The sequence below is a fragment of the Brenneria izbisi genome, from assembly GCF_025840185.1.
In the GTDB taxonomy this organism is placed as follows: Bacteria; Pseudomonadota; Gammaproteobacteria; order Enterobacterales; family Enterobacteriaceae; genus Brenneria; species Brenneria izbisi.
The window spans coordinates 415425-438109 of the sequence record NZ_JAMPJU010000001.1 but is presented as its reverse complement, the minus strand read 5'-3'; the positions used below and the strand labels follow the sequence as shown (position 1 = coordinate 438109).

Below are 22685 nucleotides of genomic sequence, written 5' to 3'. Positions count from 1 at the left end.
TACGGGCGTCGCGTTGAAAAAAAGACTCACCCACGCAGGATAAATACGCAACGCCGTAATCCGTCATTAATCGAGCATCCGCCTTGGTTTTTCCGGCGAATGCCCCCAAAAGCTATCTGATTTTCAGAAGAATCAAGCAGGTAATAGGACATATGGGAAAAGCTCTCGTAATCGTCGAGTCCCCGGCAAAAGCCAAAACAATTAATAAGTATCTTGGCAATGACTATGTGGTTAAATCCAGCGTCGGTCATGTGCGCGATTTGCCGACCAGTGGCTCTGTCAGTAAAAAGAGCGCGGACTCAACCAAAGACAAAACGAAAAAAACGGTTAAAAAGGATGAAAAATCCGCCTTGGTCAACCGTATGGGCGTCGATCCTTATCATGACTGGAAAGCCCATTATGAGATTCTGCCTGGTAAGGAAAAAGTCGTTTCCGAACTGAAAACGTTGGCTGAAAACGCCGAACATATCTATCTCGCAACCGACCTTGATCGCGAAGGGGAAGCCATTGCCTGGCACCTGCGGGAAATCATTGGCGGTGACGACAAGCGCTTCAGCCGCGTGGTGTTCAACGAAATCACCAAAAATGCCATTCAGCAAGCGTTCCAAAAACCGGACAAGTTGAATATCGATCGTGTGAATGCACAGCAGGCGCGCCGTTTTATGGATCGCGTGGTGGGGTACATGGTTTCGCCGCTGCTGTGGAAAAAGATCGCCCGCGGCTTGTCAGCCGGGCGCGTACAGTCTGTGGCAGTGCGCCTGATCGTGGAGCGTGAACGCGAAATCAAAGCCTTTGTGCCGGAAGAATATTGGGAATTGCATGCGGATTTATTGTCAGGCAATGCCGCCCAACTACAAATGCAGGTCACGCATTACAGCGGCAAGCCGTTTAAGCCGGTTAACAAGGCGCAGACCGAGGCCGCCGTCAGCCTGTTGGAAAAAGCCAGCTATGTGGTCGCTGAGCGTGAGGATAAACCCACCAGCAGTAAACCCGGCGCGCCGTTCATTACCTCGACGCTACAGCAGGCCGCCAGCACTCGTCTTGGTTTTGGCGTGAAAAAAACCATGATGATGGCGCAGCGCTTGTATGAAGCGGGCTACATCACCTATATGCGTACTGACTCGACCAACCTGAGTCTGGATGCGTTAACTATGGCGCGCGAGTACATCAGCGATGAATTCGGTAAGCGCTATCTGCCTGAGGCGGCGAATCACTACAGCAGTAAAGAGAATTCACAGGAAGCGCACGAAGCGATCCGTCCTTCCGATGTGAAAGTGTTGGCGGATAACCTGAAAGACATGGAAGCCGATGCGCAGAAACTGTATCAACTGATTTGGCGTCAGTTTGTCGCCTGTCAGATGACGCCCGCGCAATATGACTCCACAACCCTGATTGTTGAAGCCGCAGGCTACCAACTGCGAGCCAGAGGCCGAACTTTACGCTTTGACGGCTGGACGAAAGTCATGCCCGCGCTGCGTAAAAACGATGAGGATCGGACTTTGCCGACCGTGGCGGTGGGCGAATCGCTTGCATTGCAGAAACTGTTGCCCGGTCAGCACTTTACCAAGCCGCCAGCGCGTTACAGCGACGCTTCATTGGTAAAAGAACTGGAAAAACGTGGGATTGGACGACCGTCCACGTATGCCTCCATCATTTCAACCATTCAGGATCGTGGTTATGTACGGGTAGAAAACCGTCGTTTTTACGCCGAAAAAATGGGCGAAATTGTTACCGATCGTCTGGAAGAGAACTTCCGCGAACTGATGAATTATGATTTCACCGCACGGATGGAAAGCAGCCTCGATCAGGTGGCAAATAATCAGGCGGAATGGAAAGCGGTTCTGGATGAATTTTTTGCCGAATTCAGCAAGCAGTTGGAAACCGCGGAGCAGGACCCGGAAGCGGGCGGTATGCGGCCAAACCAGATGGTGATGACCAGCATCGACTGCCCGACTTGCGGACGCCAAATGGGGATACGTACTGCCAGTACCGGGGTATTCCTTGGTTGTTCCGGCTATGCGCTGCCGCCGAAAGAACGCTGCAAAACCACCATTAACCTGATCCCGGAAGCCGAAGTGCTGAATGTGCTGGAAGGGGATGAGGCCGAAACCAATGCCTTGCGCGCTCGCCGCCGTTGTGCGAAATGCGGCACCGCGATGGACAGCTACCTGATCGATAATCAACGCAAGCTGCATGTATGCGGTAATAACCCGGCTTGCGATGGCTATGACATTGAAGAGGGCGAATTCCGTATCAAAGGTTATGACGGCCCGGTTGTCGAGTGCGAAAAATGCGGTTCGGAAATGCATCTCAAAATGGGACGTTTCGGCAAGTATATGGCCTGCACCAATGACACTTGCAGCAACACACGTAAAATTTTACGCAATGGCGACGTCGCGCCGCCGAAAGAAGATCCGGTGCCGTTGCCTGAACTGCCATGCGAAAAATCGGATGCCTATTTCGTATTACGGGATGGCGCCGCAGGCGTATTCCTGGCTGCCAATACGTTCCCGAAATCCCGTGAGACGCGTGCGCCGCTGGTTGAAGAATTACAACGCTTCAAAGATCGGCTGCCTGAAAAACTGCGTTATCTGGCCGATGCCCCGGCAGTGGATAAAGACGGCAACAAAACTCAGGTGCGCTTTAGCCGTAAGACCAAGCAACAATATGTCTCTTCGGAAAAAGACGGCAAGGCTACCGGCTGGACAGCGTTCTATGTTGAGGGCAAATGGGTGGAAGGCAAGAAGTAAGCCAATGCCTGATAATGCCGCGGATTAACCTGAGCCAGCCTTTTTAGGCTGGTTTTTTTGATCTGGGTAAGAGGATGGTTATTTAGCTGAGAGAATAATTATCCGTTGAGCTACCCTGCATTTCTCAGGCTGATACAGCCTGACGCATGGCGTCTCTTGGCGCACAGTATGCAATCATAGTTATATAAAAACTATTTTTATGATTAAATGACATTAAATGATGAAAGTTGCGCCAGCGTATAGGCTTACAAAGCCTATTTTCGTCAATAAAATCAAATTTGACCTTAGATGCCACACGCATAACTCAATTGGGAATGGGATAAACTATGAAACTGCAACAGCTTCGTTATATTGTTGAAGTTGTTAATCACAATCTGAATGTTTCTTCTACCGCCGAGGGTTTGTACACCTCTCAGCCAGGGATCAGTAAACAAGTCAGAATGTTAGAGGATGAACTGGGGATTCAGATTTTCGCCCGTAGCGGAAAACATCTGACGCAGGTTACTCCCGCAGGACAGGAAGTCATTCGTATTGCGCGTGAAGTCCTTTCCAAAGTCGATGCCATCAAAGCTGTCGCAGGCGAGCATACTTATCCCGATAAAGGTTCCCTGTATGTTGCGACGACGCATACGCAAGCCCGTTATGCGCTGCCCGGCGTGATCAAAGGATTCATTGAGCGCTACCCGCGTGTTTCGCTGCATATGCATCAAGGCTCGCCGACCCAGATTGCGGAAGCGGTGGCTAAGGGAACGGCGGATTTCGCCATTGCTACAGAAGCGCTGCATCTGTATGACGATTTGATCATGTTGCCATGCTATCACTGGAACCGGGCAGTGGTGGTGACGCCCGATCATCCGCTGGCATCCAGACAAGACATTACCATTGAAGAGTTGGCGGCCTATCCGATCGTCACTTATACCTTTGGTTTTACTGGCCGTTCCGAACTGGACACGGCGTTTAATCGGGCCGGGCTGACCCCGCGCATTGTCTTTACGGCGACCGATGCCGATGTGATTAAAACCTATGTCCGGCTGGGATTGGGTGTCGGCGTGATTGCAAACATGGCGGTGGATCCACAAATTGAAACCGATTTGGTGACAATCAACGCCAACCGTATTTTCAGTTACAGCACCACTAAAATCGGCTTCCGTCGCAGCACTTTCCTAAGAAGCTATATGTATGATTTCATCCAGCGTTTTGCCCCGCATCTTACCCGTGATGTGGTGGATGCCGCTGTTGCGCTGCGATCGAATGATGAAATCGAAACGATGTTTAAAGACATTACGCTGCCAGTGAAGTGAAGCCGCCGTGGTATCGCTGTGGTATTAAAGAGGGCCAGATTGTCTGGCCTTTTTTATGTGCAAAGGCGGGAAGGTCAAATGCTCCCGGATATGGCTAGGCGTAAACTTTTTCCTTGAACTCGCAGAGATCTTCAATCAGGCAGGCGCCGCAACGCGGTTTTCGGGCGACGCAAGTGTAACGGCCATGCAGGATAAGCCAGTGATGGCAATCGACTTTAAACTCAGCGGGAACGACTTTCAGCAGCTTTTCTTCAACTTGTTCGACGTTTTTGCCGGGCGCGAAGCCCGTGCGGTTACTGACGCGGAAAATGTGGGTATCCACGGCAATCGTCGGCCAACCGAAAGCGGTATTCAATACCACGTTAGCGGTTTTGCGGCCCACGCCAGGCAAGGCTTCCAGCGCCACGCGATCTTCAGGCACCTGGCCGTGATGTTTATCAATCAGAATACGACAGGTTTTGATGATGTTCTCAGCCTTGCTGTTAAACAGGCCGATGGTTTTGATGTACGGCTTGATGCCATCAACGCCTAATGCGAGCATGGCTTGCGGGGTATTCGCGACCGGATAGAGTCTGGCGGTGGCCTTATTGACGCTGACGTCGGTTGCCTGCGCGGAGAGCAAAACCGCAATCAACAATTCAAAAGGCGTATTGAACTTCAGTTCCGTGGTGGGATGAGGATCGTTAGCGCGTAATCTGCGTAAGATCTCAAGCCGCTTTTCCTTGTTCATCGTGCTTCTCCAGCTACCTTGGTCGCGGACGATTTTGCCGCCTGAGCAACGCGTTCCCGACGCTGTTTCATCTTTTCATCAATCAGGTATTTCCCTGCCAGCATCAGCCCTAAACCGATAAAGGCGCCGGGGGGCAACATGGCCAGCAGGAATGGCGAATCCAGGTGAACCACCTCAATGCGCAACGCTTTGGCCCAATCGCCCAACAGCAGGTCCGCACCGTCGAATAAGGTCCCGTTGCCCAGTATTTCGCGCAGCGAACCCAGGACAACCAGCGCGCAGGTGGCGCCCAGCCCCATAGCCAGACCATCAATGGCCGAAAGTCCGACAGGGTTCTTCGAAGCAAAGGCTTCTGCCCGGCCAATAACAATGCAGTTGGTCACAATCAGTGGAATAAAAATCCCCAGAGATTGATATAACCCATAGGCATAAGCGTTGATCAACATCTGTACCACGCTTACCACAGAGGCGATAATCATGACGTAAATCGGAATGCGGATTTCAGCCGGAACCCAGCGTCTAAGCAGGGAGACGGCGACATTGGTGCAGGTCAGCACCAGCGTGGTGGCCAGCCCTAATCCCAGCGCGTTGGTGACGGTGGAGGATACCGCCAACAGCGGACACAAGCCGAGTAATTGCACCAGCGCCGAGTTGTTTTTCCATAATCCCTGAATCAGCAGATGTTTGGCCGTACTCATTTATTCTCTCCACAAACCGGCAGGGTATTGAGTTGTGACGGCAGCGTTTGCAGATACAGCGTGCTGCGTTTTACGCTGTTGATTACCGCGCGCGGCGTAATGGTCGCCCCGGTAAACTGGTCAAACATACCACCTTCTTTTTTTACCGCCCAGCGCGCATCGTCACTGCCTTGTACCGTCTGACCGCTAAAACGGGTGATCCAATCAGAAATACGGATTTCGATTTTATCCCCTAATCCGGGCGTTTCCCGGTGCGCCGTGACCCGCGTCCCCAGCACATTGCCTGTGAAGTCGGCGCCAATCAGCAGTTGTATGGCGCCGGAATAACCATCCGGCGCAGTGCTTTCCACCGCTGCCGCGACGGGAACGCCGTCTTTACGGGCAACGAACAGTCGATGGGGGGAGGTTGATCCCAGCGCCGAATCAATAACAATGTAACATTCCTGCTGCATATCATTGTTATAGCGGTCAGTCGGCACCACCTGATCCAATAGTGTTTTTTGTTGCAGTAACGCCTGCCTTGAAATGGTTGGCGCAGTCAGGCTGTTTACCATCGCGCTCAACGCAGTGGTAAAGGCGGCAAACAGCGCCAGAGTCGTCGCATGGCGGCGCATAGTGGTAAACATGGCGATTCCTTAGCGATGATGGCCGTAAGCACGCGGCTTAGTGTAATAGTCAATCAATGGCACAGTAATGTTCGCCAGCAAAACAGCAAAGGCCACGCCATCAGGATAACCGCCATACGTTCTGATCAACCAGACTAACAAGCCAATCAACGCGCCAAAAATCAAACGTCCCTGGTTGGTGGTTGAAGCGGTGACCGGGTCGGTAGCAATAAAGAATGCGCCCAACATGGTGGCGCCCGAAAGCAGATGCAGGAGGGGCGGGGCATATTTTTCCGGCGCCAGCCACCAACTCAGCGTCGCACATAGCGTCAGACTAAGCAAAAAACTGACCGGAATATGCCAGCGAATGGTTCCGCGCGCCAACAGGAATACCCCACCGATCAGAAAGCCGATGTTGACCCACTGCCAGCCGATACCGGCCATCGCGGTTGCAAAGAGTGGCTGCTGGAAAATATCCTGCGGTTGTTGACCTGAGCGCAAAGCGGTTTTGAAGGTGTCCAGCGGCGTCGCCTGACTGACGCCATCGACTGTCTGCATCAACTGTTGCACCGAATGACCGGACGGCGTATGCCCAGACAGAATGGCGATCAGCGAATCGTAGAAACCAATCGGCATAACCTGAAGCGGGCCGGGGGGCAACCAACTGGTCATCTGTACCGGAAAGGAGATAAGCAGAACAACGTAGCCGATCATCGCCGGGTTGAATGGGTTCTGGCCTAGTCCGCCATACAGTTGTTTAGCTATTACGATAGCGAAGGCGGTTCCTATGACAATCATCCACCACGGCGCCAGCGGAGGCAGGCTGATGCCAAGCAGGATCGCGGTCAGCAGCGCCGAATTATCCGCCAGCGCCGCACGTACATTAAATTTTCTTAGTGACACTGTCACCGCTTCGGCGATCAGCGCGGTCGCTGCGGCCAGGCCAACTTGAATCAGGTTGCCGTAGCCGAAAAAATAATACTGCGCCAGCATGCCAGGGATACATGCCATGATAACCAACAGCATAATGTGCTGAGTGCGTTGCTGATTATGAGTAAAGGGCGAACTCGCGATTTTGAAAGCCATTTATTCCTCTTGAAACGTCGATGCCGCTTGCGCGGCCTTACGCGCTTTCACGCGAGCAATTGCCGCGGCGACAGCGGCTTTACGCGGATCGGCGGAGTCGTCATTGGTGTTGTTGTCGCGTTCCGGTGCGGCGGGTTCAGCTAACGCTATAGTATCGCCAGCCGCTTGCGCGGCTTTACGCGCTTTCACGCGGGCAATTGCCGCGGCGACAGCGGCTTTACGCGGATCGGCGGAGTCGTCATTGGTGTTATTGTCGCGTTCCGGTGCGGCGGGTTCAGCTAACGCTGTAGTATCGCCAGCCGCTTGCGCGGCTTTACGCGCTTTCACGCGGGCGAGCGCGGCGGCCACCGCCGCCTTGCGAGGATCACTTTCAAGCGCCGGCGTGTCTGCGCTATCAGCCGCAATAGTTTTCGCCATCGCTTGATTTTCCCGTGCTTGTGCTTTGCGCGCGGCGCGAGCTGCAATGACTTCACTGTTATCCGGTTGCTGGCCGGATACGACATTAATGACTGAAGCTGCATCGGCGCTCTTTTTCTGGCGAACGCGTTCCAGCGCAGCCTGAACTGCTTGCTTATCGCTGGTGGAAACGCCGGCGGCAGCCTGCTTATGTCGTAATTCACGCGCCAGTTTTTCACGCTCAAGACGCGCCTGCTTCGCTTCAAAGCGCAGTTTGGCTTGCGCGGCACGTTGCGTCTCTTCATCAATGGCGCGAATTTCGGCTTTTTCCTGCCGGTAATATTGCACCAGCGGGATATTGCTTGGACAAACGTAAGCGCAGGCGCCGCACTCAATGCAGTCGAATAAATGATGATCGCGGGCCTTTTCATGTTCCTGCCCACGGCTGAACCAATATAACTGTTGCGGCAATAGTCCGGCAGGGCAAGCATCAGCGCATTGGCTGCAACGTATGCACGATTGCTCGTCGGCGACGGGTTCGATCTCGGTATGAGAAGGCGCCAGCAGACAGTTACTGATTTTGACTATCGGCACATCCAGTGACGGCAATGTAAAGCCCATCAGCGGCCCGCCCATAATCACCATCGGTTGTTTATTAGCCTGGAAACCGGCGTGTTTGAGTAAATGACGCACCGGCGTACCCAGCCGCGCCCAAACATTACCGGGCTGGCGCAATGCTTCCCCGGTCAGCGTCACCACGCGTTCGGTCATGGGTTCGCCATCGATTACAGCGCGTTTAATGGCAAAGATGGTTCCCACGTTCTGCATCAGCACGCCAATGGATGCGGAGTGCTTGCCAAACGGCACTTCTTTGCCGGTCAGAATTTTAGTGAGTTGCTTGGCGCCCCCGGACGGATATTTAGTCGGGATCACACGTAGTTGTATATCGTCGCGCTGACTTAATGCATGACGCAGGGCGTCAATAGCTTCGGGTTTGTTATCTTCAATCCCGATCAGCAGGCGCTGCGGTTGCAGCAGAAAAGCAAGAATATCGATGCCTTGTACAATTTCATCGGCACACTCCTGCATCAGCCGGTCATCCGCCGTGATGTAAGGTTCGCACTCTGCCGCATTAATGATCAGCGTTTCGATCCCACGCAGGCCGCCTTGTAATTTTGCAGCGGTAGGGAAGCCCGCGCCGCCAAGACCGGCAATCCCCGCCTGATGAAGATGGGCCAGCAGCGTAGCGGCGGACTGAGTGCGGTAATCGACCAGCGTAGGACGTTCACACCAGCGATCTTCTCCGTCGGGGATGAGGATAACGCTTAATTCCGGCAACGCGGAAGGGTGTGCCGTCATGTGTTGACGAATGGCGTGGATCGTGCCGGAGGTCGGGGCATGAACCGGGAGGGTTCGTCCTTTGCCGATGGTCAACGGCTGACCGCGCAGTACGTGTTCGCCCACGTTGACGCATAATTCCCCTTCTGGGCCCAGATGTTGTTTCAACGGAATAATAAGCTGATCAGGCAAAGAAATGTGGCGTAACGGAACCCGGCTGGATTGCGTTTTCATTTCCGGTGGATGGATACCGCCAGCGAAATCCCAAATCTTGTCTTTTTTAAAGGCGGATAACAGCTTAAGCATGTTGTTCTACTTGAATAACGCGAACCGGGATCGTATCGAGATCCCACTTCCAGTTGGCGGGCGTCGGCGCAATGGAACGCAACTCAATACAGTCTGTCGGGCAGGGCGATACGCACAGGTCGCAACCGGTACATAAATCACTGACCACGGTGTGCACGGCTTTGGTGCTGCCGACGATGGCATCCACCGGACAGGCCTGAATGCATTTGGTGCAGCCGATACAATTGCTCTCATCGATCCACGCCACTTTGCGTTCGGGATTCAGCACAGCGCTGTCTCCATCGAGCGGCTGGGGTTCGATATTCAGTTTTTCAGCCAACTTGAGCATCATCGCTTCGCCACCCGGCCCGCATTTGTTGATGCTTTCGCCATTCAGACACACCGCTTCCGCATAAGGGCGGCAACCAGGGTAACCGCACTGACCGCATTGGCTCTGTGGCAACATGGCCTCGACCTGTTCGACCACCGGATCGCTTTCAACTTGAAAGCGTCGGGAAGCATAGCCAAGAATGAGGCCGAAGCACAAGGCGAGCGCGCTGAGCGCTGTAATGGCAATCCAAATCGCGGTCATCAGAATTTCACCAGGCCGGTAAAACCCATAAAGGCCAGCGACATTAGTCCGGCGGTGATCAAGGCGATGGCGCTCCCCCTGAATGGCGCGGGAACATCAGACACCGCAATACGTTCGCGGATCGCGGCAAACAGCACCATGACCAAAGAGAAGCCCACTGCGCCGCCAAACCCGTATATGGTTGACTGAAGAAAACCGTGCGCCATATTCACATTAAGCAATACCACGCCCAGTACCGCGCAATTGGTGGTAATCAACGGCAGGAAAATTCCCAGCAAACGATAGAGATCAGGGCTGGCTTTACGCACAAACATTTCGGAAAACTGCACCACAAACGCCAAAACCAGAATAAACGCCATAGTCCGCAGATAAAGGATATCCAGCGGCTGCAAAATGAACGCATTGATCAACCAGGAAAACATGGAGCCCAGTGTCATGACGAAGGTGGTTGCCAGCCCCAGGCCAATGGCCGTTTCCAGTTTTCTGGACACGCCCATGAACGGACATAACCCCAGGAATTTCACCAGAACGAAATTGTTCACCAGGAGGATGCTGACAAATAATAAAGCGTATTCGGTCATTACGGTGCCTAAAAAAACAAAACCCGCATATTATCGGGCATTGTCGGGCTTTCGACAACATACCCACTGTAGGGTTATGGGCGAAACCACAGGAAATAGCCGCTTTGTATCTCTCTTTTCGGGAATGCAGAGGCTATCCATCGTAAAAAAATGTGATAGCCATAAATTGGTGTGAATGCATAACTATTCGACAAGAGAAAATAATAACACCGCAGTGTTATATCACATAATGCCATATTGATTTAGGCACGCAGCCTAAATCAAATAACTTTCCGCCAGCCGCCAATTCTGCCCGACGATGGTCGGCAGCACGGTACATATTGATGATTTCCTGATTATCCGTCAGAGAATAATTGAGGTGGTCGAACAGTTTTTCCAGACTTTCCGTGGTGCTTACTTTTCTGAATTTAAGCAAGTAGTCATGAACGGTCATAGTAAATGAACATAGATAGTTATGTAATTGAGATGATTAAGTATATGCAACAGATAAACGCTGTCCAGCGTTGAATGGGAAAAGAAAATAGAAAAATCGGATTTTTGATAACAGAGAATAAAACGCAATGGAAGGTGATAAAAACCCCCCTCCATTGGCGATACTAGTGCGAATAAAGCTTGTAATAGAGTTCATTCCAACGCAGCGCGTCTTTAAATGCGGGAAGGCGGGTATCGTTATCAATGACCAGCAGTTCAATATTCTGCATTTCGGCATACAACCGCATAAAGTCCAGATCCAGCGCCTGACTGAATACCGTATGGTGGGCGCCGCCCGCCAGGATCCAGGTTTCGGCAGCCAGGGCCAGCGAGGGTTGGGCTTTCCAGATCGCCCGCGCGACGGGCAGTTTGGGTAAGGGATGCGGCTGTTCTATGGTATCCACCACATTAACCAACATGCGAAAACGATCGCCCATATCGATCACGCTGGCATTGAGCGAAAGACCTGCCGGTACGGAGAAAATCAGGCGGGCAGGGTCAGCCTTACCGCCAATCCCCAGAGGCTGAACATCCAGCAGCGGTTTCTGCTCTTTGGCGATGCTGGGACAGACTTCCAGCATGTGGGAACCGACAACCAGATTATTGTTATGCTCGAAGTTATAGGTGTAGTCCTCCATAAACGATGTGCCGCCCGGCAATCCGTTCGCCATCACTTTCATAATGCGTAGCAGGGCCGCCGTTTTCCAGTCGCCCTCGCCGCCAAAACCGTAACCTTGTTGCATCAGACGCTGTACCGCCAGTCCCGGCAACTGTTTTAGTCCGTGGAGGTTCTCAAAATCCGTGGTGAAAGCGCTATAGCCGCCTTGTTGCAGAAAGCGTTTCATACCCAGTTCAATCTGGGCCGCATCCAACAGATTCTGACGATTCGGGCCATGCAGTTTAACCGCATCCGTCAGTTGATAACTGGCTTCGTATTCTTCGATCAACGTGTCGATATCCCCTTTGGAGACCGCATCGACGACAGCCGCTAAATCGCCTAGTCCCCAGGCGCTGACGGCGTAGCCGAACTGGATCTGCGCCCCGACTTTATCGCCTTCAGTGACCGCCACTTCGCGCATGTTGTCGCCAAAGCGCGCCAGTTTCAGATGTTTGCTTTCCTGAATCGCCGCGGCGACGCGCATCCATTTGGCAATGCGCTGATGCGCGCTTTTATCCTGCCAGTGACCGACCACCACCTGATGCGCCTGATGCATCCGCGCGCCAATAAACCCGAACTCTCGGCCGCCGTGCGCCGTTTGATTCAGGTTCATAAAATCCATATCCATGGTGTTCCACGGAATTTCGGCGTTGAACTGGGTATGGAATTGCAGCAGCGGTTTATGAAGAATACGCAGTCCGCCAATCCACATTTTGGCCGGAGAGAAGGTGTGCAACCAGAGGAGCACCCCGATGCAGCTATCCTGATAGTTCGCGTCGCGGCACAGGGCGGTGATTTCATCCGGGGTTTTCACCAGCGGTTTCAGCACCAGTTTTACCGGCAGTCCGCCTTCCTGATTCAGCCCGGCGACGACATTTTCCCCATTCTCTTTTACCTGACGTAAGGTTTCCGGGCCGTACAGGTGTTGGCTGCCGATGACAAACCAGACTTCAAGCTGCTTAAAGTGATCCATGATGACTCCTGTTTCGCTTTTCCCTGTGGGGGAAGAAAATAATCGGTTCAAGTGTCCGATCTGGCTGTCGGGCGGTAAGCGGGTTCGGCCAGATGGCACCACTGCTGGTAACGTTGGTAAAGCTGTTGATAGCGCGCAACGCCCTGACGCTTCGGCGTCAGCGTGCGTTCGATGGGGCTGGCCATATGCCGCTGCGCGGTCGGAATATCGGCATGCTCGCCCGCGGCGACGGCGGCGAAAATAGCGGCGCCCAACGCGCAGCATTGGTCGGAAGCGACGATTTGCAACGGACGATTCATGACATCGGCGCAAACCTGCATAATGGTCGGGGATTTACGGGCGATACCGCCCAACGCCAGAATGTTTTCAACCGGGACGCCCTGATTTTCAAAACACTCCATGATGGCGCGCGCGCCGAAAGCGGTTGCCGCGATAAATCCGCCAAACAACGTTGGCGCGTCGGTACCGAGATTGAGATCGGCGATCACGCCTTGCAAACGTTGATTCGCAAACGGTGTTCTGCGTCCGTTAAACCAGTCGAGCACCACCGGCAAATGATCCAACGTGGGATTGGCGGCCCACGCTTGCGTGAGCCGTTCAAGCAATTGACTTTCCGTTGCCTGTAGCTGCGCATTGAGTTGCGGGTAATCCTGCATGGCTTGCCGCAAAGACCAATTCAACAGCCGACCGAACCAGGCATACATATCACCGAAAGCGGATTGTCCGGCTTCCAGCCCGATGTAACCGGGCATCACGCTGCCATCCACTTGTCCGCAGATCCCGGCGATCGTGCGATCGGCAATCCGCGCCTCATCAGCGATCAAAATGTCGCAGGTGGAGGTGCCGATGACTTTAACCAGCGTATATGGCTGTGCGCCTGCGCCAACGGCGCCGACATGACAGTCGAATGCGCCGCCCGCAATCGTCACGCCATCAGGTAACCCCAGCCGTTGCGTCCACTCGACGGTGAGGTTGCCAACGGGCCGATTGGCCGTCCAGGTTTCGCTAAACATCGGATATTGCAATCGTTCGGTCAGACAGGGATCGAGCGCGTGCAGGAAAGCCTGGGGCGGCAAACCGCCCCAGTGAGGATGCCACAGGGATTTGTGTCCGGCGCTACAGCGTCCGCGTTTGATTTGCTCAGGCGCGAGCGTACCGGAAAGCAACGCCGGCACCCAATCACATAATTCGATCCAGGAGACGGCATGCCGGCGGACATCGGCGTCTTCACGCGAAATATGCAGAATTTTTGCCCAGAACCATTCTGAGGAGTAGACGCCGCCAATATAGCGAGTGTAATCCGGGAATTGTCCGCTACGGCACAACATAGTGATTGCGTCCGCTTCCTCTATCGCCGTGTGATCTTTCCACAACACAAACATCGCGTTGGGGTTATCGGCGAATTCAGGACGCAACGCCAGCACCTGTCCGCGTTCATCAATCGGCGCTGGCGTCGAGCCTGTCGCGTCCACGCCGATGCCGATAACCTGTTGACGCTGTCTGGCTGTCAAGCGTGTCATCACTAACCGGATAGCCTGTTCCATTGATTCAATGTAATCCAGAGGATGATGCCGGAATTGGTTATTGGCCGGTTGGCAATACTTGCCTTCACGCCAGCGCGGGTAATAGACCACTTCTGTTTCCAATTCCCGCCCGGAATGGCACTCAACGGCCAGGGCGCGCACCGAATCACTGCCAAAATCGAGGCCAATCGTAATCGCACCCGCACGCATTGCTCCGCTCCTGTTCATTCCGTTTTTATTGTGGTCAACGATAGACAAGGGATAGGCGAGGGCGTGAGGAGCCGTTAGCTGGAAGTATGTATTTTTCTGTCATCGGCAGTCATTTTGTGATGGTCGTCAAAAGTTAACGACTGGTTAAATTTGCTAAATATATGCACAAACCTGTCGTTATTCCGGGATGTGATAGCGCTCTATATTCTTGATGAAAATAGCGGCTAAAACTTAGGGCGTCTGAATGCCTATAAATGAAAGAATGGTGCTAAGCCTGTGTTTTTCCTTTATTCAAGTCTGAAATGGCGTACCAGGAACCATGATATATACCGGTCTGACCGGGGAATAAAAAAATAACCATAGCGGAGAACATCATGCATAAATTCACTAAGGCGCTGGCAACAATCGGGCTGGCTGCCGTTATGTCACAATCGGCTATCGCCGAAACATTAAAACTGGGGTTTCTGGTTAAACAACCGGAAGAACCCTGGTTTCAGACCGAATGGCGGTTTGCGGATAAGGCAGGAAAGGATCTCGGTTTTGATGTGATTAAAATTGCGGTTCCCGATGGAGAGAAAACCCTGAATGCCATTGATAGTCTGGCGGCCAGCGGCGCGAAAGGCTTTGTTATCTGTACGCCCGATCCCAAACTGGGCGCGGCGATTGTCGCCAAAGCACGCAGTTATGATTTGAAAGTCATCGCAGTGGATGATCAGTTTGTCAATGCCAAAGGCGAGCCGATGGATACCGTGCCGCTGGTCATGATGGCGGCAACCAAAATCGGCGAGCGTCAGGGACAGGAACTGTGGAAAGAAATGCACAAACGTGGCTGGAAGGTGGATGAAACCGCAGTCATGGCGATTACCGCCAACGAACTGGATACCGCGCGTCGCCGTACCAGCGGTTCGATGGAAGCGTTGAAAGCGTCCGGTTTCCCGGCACAGCAAATCTATCAGGTACCCACTAAATCCAACGATATCCCCGGCGCGTTTGATGCCGCCAACTCCATGCTCGTGCAGCACCCGAAAGTGAAAAACTGGCTGATCGTCGGTATGAACGACAACACCGTGCTGGGGGGCGTTCGCGCCACCGAAGGACAGGGCTTTAAAGCCGCGAATGTGATTGGCATTGGCATCAACGGCGTGGATGCGGTGAGTGAACTGTCCAAAGGTCAGGCGACCGGTTTCTATGGCTCGTTGCTGCCCAGCCCGGACGTACATGGCTATAAAAGTATCCAGATGTTGAACGACTGGGTTACCAACGGGGTTGAACCGCAAAAATTTACAGAGGTGACGGATGTGGTGCTGATCACGCGTGAAAACTTCAAGGTCGAACTGGCGAAAAAGGGCCTGATGTGAGGCGGGTGGGGAAAGGCAGTCCACGTCTGCCCTAAACGTTATTCAGCCAGCCGATATGCGGCTGACGTAAGGTTCGCTGACGTGGTGGTCAGCGGTTAACCGTGAGGAAACGGACATGACAGCACAGTCACCCTATTTGTCGTTTCATGGCATTGGTAAAACGTTTCCCGGCGTCAAGGCGCTTGCGGATATCAGTTTCTCCTGCCAGGCCGGACAGATCCATGCCTTGATGGGGGAAAATGGGGCGGGTAAATCCACCTTATTGAAAATTCTGAGTGGTAACTATGCGCCCTCGACGGGGGAAATTCATATTCAGGGCAGGCCGGTTCAGTTCAATAACACGATGGACGCCCTGAATGCCGGGGTAGCGATTATCTATCAGGAACTGCATCTGGTGCCGGAAATGACGGTCGCTGAGAATATCTATCTTGGCCAGTTGCCGCATAAATACGGCATGGTTAATTATTCGTTGCTGCGTTATGAGACCCAATTACAACTCGAACATCTGGGGTTGGATCTCGACCCGGATACCCCGTTGAAATACCTGTCTATCGGACAATGGCAAATGGTGGAGATCGCCAAAGCGCTGGCCCGTAACGCTAAAATCATTGCTTTCGACGAACCCACCAGTTCGCTCTCGGCCCGTGAAATCGAACAGCTATTCCGCGTGATTAAAGAGTTGCGCGCCGAAGGGCGGGTCATTATGTATGTTTCGCACCGTATGGAAGAAATTTTCGCACTGAGTGATGCGATTACCGTGTTTAAAGATGGTCGCTATGTGCGCACGTTTGACGATCGGCGGCAGGTAAATCATGAACTGCTGGTACAAGCTATGGTGGGACGCGATCTGGGCGATATCTATGGCTATCAGCCGCGTCCGCTCGGCGACGAGCGATTGACGCTGAAAGAGGTGAAAGCGCCGGGGGTAAAATCGACGGTTTCGCTGCATGTCCGGCAAGGCGAAATTGTCGGGCTGTTTGGCTTGGTCGGCGCGGGCCGCAGCGAATTGTTGAGAGGATTATTCGGCGCAACGCGGATTACGTCAGGCCAGGTATTGCTGGACGGCAAACCGTTGACGGTAAACTCGCCGATCGATGCGATCCGTCAGGGCGTGATGTTATGCCCTGAGGATCGCAAGGCCGATGGCATCATTCCTGTGCATTCTGTGCGTGACAACATCAATATCAGCGCACGACGCAAAAGCTTAAAAGCCGGTTTCATTATCGATAAACAGTGGGAGGAGGATAACGCGGCCCGCCGCATTGACGCGCTGAACATCAAAACGCCGTCGGGGGATCAACTGATCATGAATCTTTCCGGGGGAAACCAGCAGAAGGCGATCCTCGGACGCTGGCTGTCGGAAGAGATGAAAGTCATTTTGCTGGATGAACCCACCCGCGGCATTGATGTGGGCGCCAGACATGAGATTTACCATGTGATTTATGCGCTGGCGAAACAAGGGATTGCCGTGTTGTTCGCGTCCAGTGATCTACCCGAAGTGCTTGGGCTGGCTGACCGTATCCTGGTGATGCGCGAAGGCGCCGTTTCCGGTGAACTCTCCCATGATGAAGCCACGGAGCAGAAGGTGCTGAGTCTGGCAATGTTACAAACCCCTGATATCGAATCCGCGGTTGCCTGACCGCGAAGGAGCCAAATAATGTCAACGGTTACATCTGCTACGCCGGCAAAAAAGAAAAACGCGCTGGGGATGTCACGCATTTGGGACAACTACGGCATGCTGGTGGTTTTTGCCGTGCTGTTTATCGCATGTGCGATCTTTGTGCCTAATTTCGCCAGTTTTATTAATATGAAAGGATTGGGGCTGGCAATCTCCATGTCCGGCATGGTGGCTTGCGGTATGTTATTCTGCCTGGCTTCCGGCGATTTTGACCTGTCAGTGGCGTCGATCATCGCCTGTGCGGGCGTAACGACCGCGGTGGTCATCAATATCAGCGAAAGCCTGTGGATTGGTATCGGCGCGGGCCTGCTGCTAGGCGTGGCATTTGGTCTGCTGAACGGCTTCGTCATTGCCAGACTCAAAATCAACGCGCTGATCACCACGCTTGCCACCATGCAGATTGCCCGTGGTCTGGCTTATATCATTTCCGATGGTAAAGCGGTTGGGATTGAGGATGAACGTTTCTTTGAATTGGGATATGCCAACTGGCTGGGATTGCCCGCGCCGATCTGGATCACCGTGGGATGTATGATCCTGTTTGGGTTGCTGCTGAATAAAACTACTTTTGGCCGGAATACGCTGGCGATTGGCGGCAACGAAGAAGCGGCGCGTCTGGCGGGGGTTCCCGTGGTGCGCACCAGAATTATCATCTTCGCGCTTTCCGGGCTGGTTTCTGCGGCGGCGGGCATCATTCTGGCGTCGCGCATGACCAGCGGGCAGCCGATGACCTCCATCGGTTATGAGCTTATCGTCATTTCGGCTTGCGTACTGGGCGGGGTATCGTTGAAAGGCGGGATCGGCAAGATTTCCTATGTGGTTGCCGGGGTGCTGATCCTGGGGACGGTGGAAAACGCGATGAACCTGCTGAATATCTCGCCGTTTGCCCAATATGTGGTTCGTGGGTTGATCCTGTTGGCGGCGGTGATTTTTGACCGTTACAAACAACTGTCGAAGAAGACCATATAAACGATTATTGAGCCTGGAGGTCCGATGTATCACCGCATGGCGCATCAATCCCAGTCTAATCCGTTGCTGCCGGGGTATTCGTTCAACGCGTATCTGGTCGCCGGGTTGACGCCCATTCTGGCCGAGGGGCCGCTTGATTTCTTTATCGATCGTCCTGACGGCATGAAAGGCTACATCATTAATCTCACCATTAAAGGACAAGGACAGGTTTTTGATGGCGATGATGCATTCTATTGCAACCCAGGGGATTTGCTGTTGTTTCCCCCTAAATCGAAACATTTCTATGGACGCTCGCCTGACAGTGATTGCTGGTATCACCGCTGGGTCTATTTCCGACCGCGCGGTTACTGGGCGGATTGGCTGGAGTGGCATTGTCAACATTGTGGCGTGGGACGTCTGAGCCTGACGACGAATCCGCTTTTACTGGAGTTTGATCGGCTGTTTGCCAATATCGAACAGACGCAGCGCTCCGGGCGGCGCTTTTCGGAAGAACTGGGGATGAACCTGCTGGAGCGCCTGCTGCTGAGAGCAATGGAGGAAGATCCTCTAAGTCCGCAGAAAATCATGGACCCGCGGGTGATTGAAGCTTGCCAGTTCATTACCGGCAACCTGGCAGGGGAGTTGCGGATTGAGGACGTGGCGCGCCATGTTTGTTTGTCGCCATCGCGTCTGGCGCATCTGTTCCGTGAGCAGGTGGGCATCAATATTCTGCGCTGGCGTGAAGAGCAGCGGGTTATTCGGGCCAAGCTGTTGTTGCAGACCACACAGGAGTCGATCGCCAATATCGGCAGAGTGGTCGGCTATGATGATCAGCTTTATTTCTCCAGAGTATTCCGAAAACGCGTGGGCGTCAGTCCCAGTGATTTCCGGCGGCGCAGTAGTGAAATCAACTACCCGCCAGCTAAAACGCGCGAGGCTTCGCGCTGGGACAATCAAACCACTGGCGTGGTTGGCATCTGAACGAGACGAACGGCAAAAGCGGCAAAATAGCTAAAAATAGGGGGTTGTCCCGGTGCTATACTGACATTCACATTGGGTAAACGCATTAAGGGGAATCTTCATGAGTAACACCGTCCGTGTTGGATTACTGGGTTATGGTTATGCCAGCAAAACGTTTCATGCACCGCTTATTGCCGGTACGCCGGGAATGGAACTGGCCGCGGTGTCCAGCAGCGATGCGGATAAGGTTCATGCAGATTGGGCAACCCTGCGTATTGAACGTGATCCGCAAACGCTGTTTAACGATCCGAATATTGATCTGATTGTTATTCCCACGCCGAATGACACGCACTTTCCTCTGGCTCGCCAGGCGCTGGAGGCAGGGAAACATGTGGTGGTCGATAAGCCCTTTACCGTCACCCTGTCGCAGGCGCACGAACTCGGCGCGGCGGCGGAGCATAAAGGCAAACTGCTGTCGGTGTTTCACAACCGTCGCTGGGACAGCGATTTCCTTACGCTGAAAAATCTGCTGCACAGCGGCGCGTTAGGCGATGTGGTGTATATGGAATCCCACTTCGACCGTTTCCGTCCTGAAGTCCGTCAGCGCTGGCGTGAAGATGGCAGCGAAGGGAGCGGCATCTGGTACGATCTGGGGCCGCACTTGATCGACCAGGTATTGCAGCTATTTGGTTTACCGGTGGCGATCCAGGTTGATATGGCGCAATTAAGGCCCGGCAGCAAAGCGGTCGATTATTTCCATGCCACCTTGATTTATCCCCAGCGCCGCGTGGCGTTACACGCGAGTATGCTGGCGGCGGCGCCTACGGCGCGATATATCGTTCACGGTACGCGAGGCAGTTTTGTGAAGTTCGGCGTTGATCCGCAGGAAGATCATCTCAAAGCCGGGCAACGTCCGCCGTCGGCGAACTGGGGACAGGATAAGCAAGATGGCCTGCTGACGCTGCACCGTGACGGCATGATGGTAGAGCAGGCCGTCACAACCATACCCGGCGACTATCCTGCTTACTATGCCGCTATCCGCAACGCGTTAACCGGCAAAGGGGATAACCCGGTCAGCGTGCATCAGGCCATTCAGGTGATGGAATTGATCGAACTGGGGCTGCTCTCTTATCAACAGAAAAAAACCATGACGGTAAAAAATAGCTAGGTTTGACCTTTCGATCTTCCCGGTAGGGCTGTCTCTTATACATATACACCCATCCCTGGTTTTATCGCCGGGGTTTTTTGTTTCACGATGACTCCAAATTCTGGTAACCCGACGCTGCCTGGGCTTGCTAACCAAATAGATTTTTAGCGTTCAAAATCGTTGCTTTCAGCCTGGACTTTCTATTTTCGTTAAAAAAAATAATTAATGTTATAATTATGCTAATTTTATTGGGGAATATTTTTTCGCCTTTATTTTATATGTAATATATCAATACTGCAAAAACATAAGCACATAAAAATTATCTTGTGAACTATAAGTTGACCATCATTGATTACGCAGTAAAGTAAGCGACCAAAGTCAATATATATGACTTATTCAGGTCGCAGTATATTCATAGAACATACATGCTTAACTCGGCACTGATATCCTACATGGAAAAAAAGAAACGAAGTTTATTAATTTAAACTTAAAAGTAATTATTTATGGATGGAATGATTGTATGCTTATAGTGAGAAAATATTTAAAATTTAGTGCTATCTTGCTGTCAGGATTGACTTTTTCTGGATTATGCAATGCGTTGCCGCAAGTGGATAAAACGGATGATTCATCTATTGTGGCAATTAATGATGGCGTTTCAGATCAGCCTGCATGGTGGAAAGAAGCCGTATTTTATCAGGTTTACCCTCGGTCATTTAAAGATAGCAATGGAGATGGCATCGGCGACTTGCAGGGGATCACCGAGAAACTGGATTATTTAAAAAATCTCGGTATTAATGCTATTTGGATTAATCCGCATTATGATTCGCCAAATAAGGATAATGGCTACGATATTCGTGATTACCGGAAGATAATGAAAGAGTATGGAAATATGGACGATTTCGATCGCCTTATTTCTGAAATGAAAAAACGCGATATGCGACTGATGATTGATGTTGTCGCCAATCACAGCAGCGATCAGAATCAATGGTTTGTTGAAAGTAGAAAATCGAAAGATAATCCTTATCGTGATTACTACATCTGGCGTGATGGCAAAAACAACAATCCGCCGAATAACTACCCCTCCTTTTTTGGCGGATCGGCCTGGCAGAAGGACAGTGCCACAGATCAGTATTATCTGCATTATTTCGGCGTGAATCAGCCTGACCTGAACTGGGATAATCCTAAAGTGCGTGAAGAGGTTTACGATATGATGCGCTTCTGGATTAATAAAGGGGTATCCGGCCTGCGGGTGGATACCGTCGCGACATTCTCGAAAAACCCGGCTTTTCCTGATCTCACGACCGAACAACTTAAAAACTTCGCCTACACCTATACTCAGGGACCGAACCTTCACCGCTACCTTCGGGAAATGAATCAGAAGGTACTGTCGAAATATGATGTGGTGTCAGCGGGGGAAATCTTTGGCGTACCACTGGAAGAGGCCGCGCCGTTTATTGACCAGCGTCGTAAAGAGTTGGATATGGCGTTCTCTTTTGATCTTATTCGTCTCGACCGCTCGGTTGAGGAGAGATGGCGCAGTAATGACTGGACGCTGTCTCAATTCCGTCAGATCAACAATCGGCTTGTTGATATGGCAGGTCAGTACGGCTGGAATACCTTCTTCCTCAGCAACCACGATAACCCGCGCGCCGTCTCACATTTTGGCGACGACCGCCCGCAGTGGCGCGTCCTTTCGGCCAAAGCGCTAGCCACCATCGCGTTAACCCAACGGGCCACTCCCTTTATCTATCAAGGGGATGAATTGGCAATGACCAACTATCCTTTCCAAAAGATTGATGATTTCGATGATATCGAAGTAAAAGGTTTCTGGCAGGACTTTGTTAAAACCGGAAAAGTGAAGGCGGATGAGTTTCTGGCTAATGTTAAACAAACCAGCCGCGACAATAGCCGCACGCCATTCCAGTGGAGCAACGCCGACAACGCCGGTTTCACCGCAGGTACGCCGTGGCTACGCATTAACCCGAACTACAAGGAAATCAACGCGACGGATCAGATCAAAGATCCCGATTCCGTGTACAATTTCTATCGTCAACTGATTGCGATCAGACAGGCAACCCCGGCATTAACCTATGGCGCTTATCAGGATCTTGATCCTAATAATAATGACGTTTATGCCTATACCCGTACTCTGAAAGGCGAGAAATATCTGATCGTAGTGAATTTCAGGGAACAGCCCATCAGCTATTCTCTGCCTGACGCATCCCCGATTAAGAAGACTCTGCTGGAAAGCGGTATGAAAACGCACGTACAGCCCGGCGCCACCAGGCTTGAACTGCAGCCATGGCAGTCAGGTATTTATCAACTGAATTAATCCGGCATCAAGTCAGCGTAGTAAGTCACCGGATGGCCTTTAAAGGCTGTCCGGTTTTACATTAATCT

General features: G+C 52.4%; 18 protein-coding genes. 8 read left to right on the top strand and 10 right to left on the bottom strand.

The features are described 5' to 3' along the window. Positions 1 to 152 precede the first annotated feature (152 nt). Together topA and cysB are read left to right on the top strand one after the other, a co-directional pair. Positions 153 to 2750 (top strand): type I DNA topoisomerase, encoded by a 2598-nt coding sequence (gene topA / locus NC856_RS01995; protein WP_264088736.1) that lies wholly within the window; start codon positions 153 to 155, stop codon positions 2748 to 2750. A gap of 326 nt (positions 2751 to 3076) precedes the next feature. Continuing rightward, positions 3077 to 4051 (top strand): HTH-type transcriptional regulator CysB, encoded by a 975-nt coding sequence (gene cysB / locus NC856_RS01990; protein WP_264088735.1) that lies wholly within the window; start codon positions 3077 to 3079, stop codon positions 4049 to 4051. Between the two features lie 94 nt (positions 4052 to 4145). Here cysB and nth read toward each other — a convergent pair whose 3' ends face one another. The 10 genes from nth to NC856_RS01940 all read right to left on the bottom strand — a co-directional run bounded on the left by nth (position 4146) and on the right by NC856_RS01940 (position 14197). Further along, complete coding sequence (nth, locus tag NC856_RS01985) at positions 4146 to 4781, bottom strand: endonuclease III (protein ID WP_264088733.1); 636 nt, start codon at positions 4779 to 4781, stop codon at positions 4146 to 4148. Beyond that, positions 4778 to 5479, bottom strand: a complete 702-nt coding sequence (locus NC856_RS01980) for an electron transport complex subunit E (protein ID WP_264088732.1) — start codon at positions 5477 to 5479, stop codon at positions 4778 to 4780. The genes nth and NC856_RS01980 overlap by 4 nt, the downstream gene beginning before the upstream one ends. Beyond that, positions 5476 to 6105: an electron transport complex subunit RsxG gene (gene rsxG / locus NC856_RS01975; RefSeq protein WP_264088731.1), complete on the bottom strand. Its 630-nt coding sequence runs from the start codon at positions 6103 to 6105 to the stop codon at positions 5476 to 5478. The genes NC856_RS01980 and rsxG overlap by 4 nt, the downstream gene beginning before the upstream one ends. Positions 6106 to 6114: 9 nt before the next feature. Next, the gene (gene rsxD / locus NC856_RS01970; RefSeq protein ID WP_264088730.1) at positions 6115 to 7170 is read right to left on the bottom strand and encodes an electron transport complex subunit RsxD; all 1056 of its coding nucleotides are present in this window, start codon (positions 7168 to 7170) and stop codon (positions 6115 to 6117) included. After that, positions 7171 to 9210, bottom strand: coding sequence for an electron transport complex subunit RsxC (rsxC, locus tag NC856_RS01965; RefSeq protein WP_264088729.1), 2040 nt, complete (start codon positions 9208 to 9210; stop codon positions 7171 to 7173). It lies immediately after the preceding gene. Continuing rightward, positions 9203 to 9781 (bottom strand): electron transport complex subunit RsxB, encoded by a 579-nt coding sequence (gene rsxB / locus NC856_RS01960; RefSeq protein WP_264088728.1) that lies wholly within the window; start codon positions 9779 to 9781, stop codon positions 9203 to 9205. Before rsxB ends, rsxC begins: the two co-directional genes overlap by 8 nt. Then, the gene (gene rsxA, locus NC856_RS01955) at positions 9781 to 10362 is read right to left on the bottom strand and encodes an electron transport complex subunit RsxA (protein WP_264088727.1); all 582 of its coding nucleotides are present in this window, start codon (positions 10360 to 10362) and stop codon (positions 9781 to 9783) included. Before rsxA ends, rsxB begins: the two co-directional genes overlap by 1 nt. Before the next feature lie 217 nt (positions 10363 to 10579). Then, a complete protein-coding gene (gene ydgT / locus NC856_RS01950; RefSeq protein WP_113867250.1) occupies positions 10580 to 10795 on the bottom strand; it encodes a transcription modulator YdgT in 216 nt (71 codons plus the stop codon). A 163-nt stretch (positions 10796 to 10958) separates the two neighbouring features. Next, positions 10959 to 12464, bottom strand: coding sequence for an L-arabinose isomerase (gene araA, locus NC856_RS01945; RefSeq protein ID WP_264088726.1), 1506 nt, complete (start codon positions 12462 to 12464; stop codon positions 10959 to 10961). A 47-nt stretch (positions 12465 to 12511) separates the two neighbouring features. Continuing rightward, on the bottom strand, positions 12512 to 14197 hold the full coding sequence (locus NC856_RS01940; RefSeq protein WP_264088725.1) for a ribulokinase: 1686 nt from the start codon (positions 14195 to 14197) through the stop codon (positions 12512 to 12514). A 374-nt stretch (positions 14198 to 14571) separates the two neighbouring features. On the opposite strand from NC856_RS01940, the gene NC856_RS01935 reads away from it, so the two are divergent. The 6 genes from NC856_RS01935 to NC856_RS01910 all read left to right on the top strand — a co-directional run bounded on the left by NC856_RS01935 (position 14572) and on the right by NC856_RS01910 (position 22617). Continuing rightward, on the top strand, positions 14572 to 15555 hold the full coding sequence (locus NC856_RS01935) for an arabinose ABC transporter substrate-binding protein (RefSeq protein WP_264088723.1): 984 nt from the start codon (positions 14572 to 14574) through the stop codon (positions 15553 to 15555). Positions 15556 to 15670: 115 nt separating this feature from the next. Continuing rightward, a complete protein-coding gene (gene araG / locus NC856_RS01930) occupies positions 15671 to 17194 on the top strand; it encodes an L-arabinose ABC transporter ATP-binding protein AraG (protein ID WP_264088722.1) in 1524 nt (507 codons plus the stop codon). A gap of 18 nt (positions 17195 to 17212) precedes the next feature. Further along, a complete protein-coding gene (araH, locus tag NC856_RS01925) occupies positions 17213 to 18199 on the top strand; it encodes an L-arabinose ABC transporter permease AraH (RefSeq protein ID WP_264088721.1) in 987 nt (328 codons plus the stop codon). 24 nt (positions 18200 to 18223) lie between these two features. Continuing rightward, positions 18224 to 19159, top strand: a complete 936-nt coding sequence (gene araC, locus NC856_RS01920) for an arabinose operon transcriptional regulator AraC (protein ID WP_264088720.1) — start codon at positions 18224 to 18226, stop codon at positions 19157 to 19159. A 100-nt stretch (positions 19160 to 19259) separates the two neighbouring features. Then, the gene (locus tag NC856_RS01915; RefSeq protein ID WP_264088719.1) at positions 19260 to 20306 is read left to right on the top strand and encodes an oxidoreductase; all 1047 of its coding nucleotides are present in this window, start codon (positions 19260 to 19262) and stop codon (positions 20304 to 20306) included. Positions 20307 to 20916: 610 nt separating this feature from the next. After that, positions 20917 to 22617 (top strand): glycoside hydrolase family 13 protein, encoded by a 1701-nt coding sequence (locus NC856_RS01910; protein ID WP_264088890.1) that lies wholly within the window; start codon positions 20917 to 20919, stop codon positions 22615 to 22617. Positions 22618 to 22685 lie beyond the last annotated feature (68 nt).

Coding starts and splice junctions, on each gene's coding strand:
- topA (WP_264088736.1), top strand. CDS start 153: ATGGGAAAAGCTCTCGTAATCGTCGAGTCCCCGGCAAAAGCCAAAACA.
- cysB (WP_264088735.1), top strand. CDS start 3,077: ATGAAACTGCAACAGCTTCGTTATATTGTTGAAGTTGTTAATCACAAT.
- nth (WP_264088733.1), bottom strand. CDS start 4,781: ATGAACAAGGAAAAGCGGCTTGAGATCTTACGCAGATTACGCGCTAAC.
- NC856_RS01980 (WP_264088732.1), bottom strand. CDS start 5,479: ATGAGTACGGCCAAACATCTGCTGATTCAGGGATTATGGAAAAACAAC.
- rsxG (WP_264088731.1), bottom strand. CDS start 6,105: ATGTTTACCACTATGCGCCGCCATGCGACGACTCTGGCGCTGTTTGCC.
- rsxD (WP_264088730.1), bottom strand. CDS start 7,170: ATGGCTTTCAAAATCGCGAGTTCGCCCTTTACTCATAATCAGCAACGC.
- rsxC (WP_264088729.1), bottom strand. CDS start 9,210: ATGCTTAAGCTGTTATCCGCCTTTAAAAAAGACAAGATTTGGGATTTC.
- rsxB (WP_264088728.1), bottom strand. CDS start 9,781: ATGACCGCGATTTGGATTGCCATTACAGCGCTCAGCGCGCTCGCCTTG.
- rsxA (WP_264088727.1), bottom strand. CDS start 10,362: ATGACCGAATACGCTTTATTATTTGTCAGCATCCTCCTGGTGAACAAT.
- ydgT (WP_113867250.1), bottom strand. CDS start 10,795: ATGACCGTTCATGACTACTTGCTTAAATTCAGAAAAGTAAGCACCACG.
- araA (WP_264088726.1), bottom strand. CDS start 12,464: ATGGATCACTTTAAGCAGCTTGAAGTCTGGTTTGTCATCGGCAGCCAA.
- NC856_RS01940 (WP_264088725.1), bottom strand. CDS start 14,197: ATGCGTGCGGGTGCGATTACGATTGGCCTCGATTTTGGCAGTGATTCG.
- NC856_RS01935 (WP_264088723.1), top strand. CDS start 14,572: ATGCATAAATTCACTAAGGCGCTGGCAACAATCGGGCTGGCTGCCGTT.
- araG (WP_264088722.1), top strand. CDS start 15,671: ATGACAGCACAGTCACCCTATTTGTCGTTTCATGGCATTGGTAAAACG.
- araH (WP_264088721.1), top strand. CDS start 17,213: ATGTCAACGGTTACATCTGCTACGCCGGCAAAAAAGAAAAACGCGCTG.
- araC (WP_264088720.1), top strand. CDS start 18,224: ATGTATCACCGCATGGCGCATCAATCCCAGTCTAATCCGTTGCTGCCG.
- NC856_RS01915 (WP_264088719.1), top strand. CDS start 19,260: ATGAGTAACACCGTCCGTGTTGGATTACTGGGTTATGGTTATGCCAGC.